Raw genomic sequence first — 3378 nt, 5'->3', positions numbered from 1 at the left:
GCGGCGGGGTGGTCGGGCGGCGGGGTGGTCGGGCGGCGGGGCGGCGGCGGGACCGGTCATGGCCGGCTGCGCCGTTCGGCGCGGCGGCGGGCCAGGGAGTTCCTGGTCGCGGTGGTGCGGCGCGGCGCGTCCAGCGCCAGGCAGAGCACCTCGGCGCCGAGCGGGCCGGCCTCCAGCCGCAGCGAACAGCCCCGGGTCGCCAGCAGCAGGTCGCCGTCGACGGCCAGGTGGTCCGGCTCGTCGGCGGTCCGGCCGACGAGCAGCGAGCCGCGCACCACGAACAGGACACCACGAACAGGACGGTCTCGCCGTCCGGCCGCCCCGGCAGCGCGTGGTGCGCGCCGGGGCTGAGCCGCAGGTGGTCGAAGGTCTCGCAGGCGCTGGTGAGCATGGACCGGCGCGCCAGGCAGCGGACGCGGACGCGTTCGCCGTTCGGGCCGAGGATGACGGTGGCCGAGGCCGTGGCGGTGGTGACGATCATCGTGCCTCGCCTCCCTTGGGGCTCGGAGGGGTCTCGGGACGGTCGGGGGTGTCGGCGGCCGAGCCGTCGTCGGTGGCCGGGTGCTCGGTGACCGGCTGCTCGGTACTCGGGCGCTCGGTGACCGGACGCTCGGTGGCGGGCTGCTCGGTGACGTGCTGCTCGGTGGTCGGGCGCTCGGCCGCCGGGTGGGCGGTGGCGCCGCCCGGGCGGCCGGTGACGGCGAGGATCGCGTGGAAGTACTCGAGCCCGGTAGTACCGGCCGTGAGCACGGTGCGCGCGCCGAGCGGCAGGGTCAGGGCGGTGCCCTCGACCAGCGGGAGTCCGGAGTCGGCGACCGTCGACGCGTCGGCCTCGGCCCCGGGCACCGTGGCGATGCCCGAGCCGGCCGTGATGTAGAGGGCGCGTTCGACGCCCTCGGCGGCGACCTCGACGCTGCGGCCCGGGTCGAGCCACTGCAGTCCGACGGCGCGGAGCGGTCCGGTCAGCACCCGGCTGGGGTCGACGGCGCCGCGGCGGCGGAGGTCGGTGATGACGGTGCCCGTCATGACGGGAACTCCTTCTGCTGAGCTGCGGTCCCTGCTGGGCCGCTTCTGATCTCCACGGTGCTGCGCCTGCCGTCCCGGCCGCACGGGGACCCGGTCCCGTCCTGTTCCCGGCCGGCGGCCGGGCGCTCGTCCCCCCGGTTCGGGGGTCCGGCCGGGCCGGTCCCGGCGGCCCGGCTGTGCGGAACGGTGACCCGGTCGGCCCGGTCGGTCCGGGCAGCCAGCTCGCCCACGGCGGCCCGCAGGACCGGGCCGTCCACCGGGGTCAGCAGCCGCCCGTCGGCGCAGTACGGACGTCCCAGGTCGGCGAGGAGCAGCAGGCCGGGCCGGGTGACGGCGACGGCCGCGGCGGCGAGCCGGTCGAGGTCCGCTCCGGCGGGCAGGGCGGTCGCGGAGCCGTTCCGCGCGAGCAGGGCCCGGTGGGCCCGGCCGGTCGGGCGGTCGGCCAGGCCGAGCCGGGCCGCCACCGCGGCGGCGAGCAACAGGCCCAGGGCGTCGGCGTCGCCGGGCGCGAGTGCGGGGCCGAGGACCGCCCGCGCGGCGGCGGCGAGGCTGCGGCCGTAGCCGAGGGCGAGTGCGGGGCCGGTCTCGTCCGGGTCGAAGCAGACCAGGGCGGACCGGGCGTCGGCGCACAGGGCGAGCAGTGCGGTCAGGGTCCGCGCGTCGTGGCGGGCCCCGGGCGTGAGCAGGCCCGCGAGCGCCGGGTAGTGGGCCGGGCAGACGGCGAGCACGTGCCGGACGACGGCGACGAGCCCGGCCCGGGTCCGCGCGGCGGGCCGGGCGGCGAGCAGGTCGGACCGGACCCAGGCCAGGGCGGCCGGGACCGGACGGTGCAGAGTGAGGGCGGGACCGCAGGCGGCGGCGAGGTCGGTCGGCACCCGGACGGCGGCCGGGACCGCGCAGGCGCGTTCGCCTCCGACCGCGATCACCGTGCCGTCGGGGAGGGCCTCGGCCTCCGTCCCGCCGCCGGTGGCCGGGTCGCCGGGGAGGGGGCGCGCGCGGAGCTCGTGCAGGACGGTGGGCGCCCGGGCCTCGGCGAGCGCGCGGACGCGGGCCAGCTGGCCCGGGGGCGCGGTGCCGTCGGTGACGAGGACGAACCGCTGGGCCTCGAACTCGGCGATCCGCGTGCCCAGTTCGCCCCAGGAGTGCTCGCCGCCGCGAACCGCGAGGGTGAGGTGCGCGGCACCGGCCTGGATCCGCCGGTCCAACCGGGCACTGCGACGCATGGGGGGCCTCCTCCCGTTCGGGGTCGGAGGCCCAGCGTGTCGCGCCCGTCGCCCCGGGCGCCTGAGCCCCGGGGCCCGTCCGGGCCCTGTCCACCGGGCGGGACGTCCGGGACGTCCGGGCCGTCCGGGCCGTTCGGGCGCGGCGGCGGCTCGGGCATGGCGGCGAGCCGGGCGGGGCGGCGAGCCGGGCGAGTCGGGCGGGGCGGTCGAAGCTGTCAGCCGTCGAGCGTCGGCGCTGCGGCCGCCACCGCCGACCAGGCGCGCAACCACCCTGCCGCGCCGACGAGTTCGCGCCCGCCCAGGTCGTCGACGAGCACCCCCGCGCCGATCCCGGACGGCAGCGGCAGCCACCGCCGTCCGTCGCGTCGCCGAACGGTGTCGGCGAGTGCCTCGGCGAGCGCGATCGACTCCAGCAGCGGGTGCCAGACCGGCAGTTCGAACCGCCGCATCAGCCGGAGGATCCGTTCGGCCTGCTCCGCGCCGACCAGGCCGCGCCGCCGGGCGACCGCCGTGGTCAGCGCCATGTCGACGCAGACCGCCTCGCCGTGCAGCAGCTCCGGCAGCGCGCGCGTCTCCACCGTCGGGCTGAACGTGTGCCCGTAGTGCCGCAGGCGCTCCCGGCCGTCCGCCCCGGCGACAGCGCGCCCCTCGAACGCCGTTGCGTCGACGACGCGCGCGAGCACGGCGGCGCCGATGCCGGCGGCCTGGAAGCGGGTGTCGAGCAGGTCCCGGCCGCGCCGCTCCAGCAGCCCGAACAGCTCCGCGTCCGCGATCAGCGCGAGCTTGAGGACCTCGGCGAGGCCGCTGGCGACATGGCGGCGCCCCAGGGTGACCAGGAAGGCCGGGTCGACCAGCGTCTCGGCCTCGGGGCGGTGGGCGACCAGGCCGTGCAGGGTGGTGGGGACCCGCACGAACGGCGTGGAACGGCGGTAGAGGGTGCAGGCGAGCCCGACGACCTCGGCGAGCACGCCGCCGCCGACCGCCAGCACCGGCGCGCCCCGGCGGGGGATCCCGAAGGAGTCCATCCGGTCGGCGACCTGGAACACCGCGTCCATGGTCTTCACCTGTTCGTGGCCGGGCAGCACCAGCGTCTCGTGGTCGACACCCCGGGCGTCCAGGTAGTGGTGGA

General features: G+C 78.6%; 4 protein-coding genes. All 4 read right to left on the bottom strand.

Translation table 11 applies throughout. The features are described from left to right. Positions 1 to 56: 56 nt before the first annotated feature. A complete protein-coding gene (locus VR45_RS21870; protein WP_045941503.1) occupies positions 57 to 278 on the bottom strand; it encodes a hypothetical protein in 222 nt (73 codons plus the stop codon). Between the two features lie 199 nt (positions 279 to 477). Beyond that, entirely contained in the window at positions 478 to 1026 is a 549-nt protein-coding gene (locus VR45_RS21865) for a hypothetical protein (RefSeq protein WP_045941502.1), read from the bottom strand. Then, positions 1023 to 2249, bottom strand: coding sequence for a hypothetical protein (locus VR45_RS21860; protein WP_107084240.1), 1227 nt, complete (start codon positions 2247 to 2249; stop codon positions 1023 to 1025). The genes VR45_RS21865 and VR45_RS21860 overlap by 4 nt, the downstream gene beginning before the upstream one ends. A 215-nt stretch (positions 2250 to 2464) precedes the next feature. Then, positions 2465 to 3378: hypothetical protein (locus VR45_RS21855; protein ID WP_045941500.1), on the bottom strand; the 914-nt coding region annotated here is incomplete at its 5' end.

This window comes from Streptomyces sp. NRRL S-495, assembly GCF_000966955.1.
Lineage (GTDB): Bacteria > Actinomycetota > Actinomycetes > Streptomycetales > Streptomycetaceae > Kitasatospora > Kitasatospora purpeofusca.
This window is presented reverse-complemented; position numbering and strand designations above follow the sequence as displayed.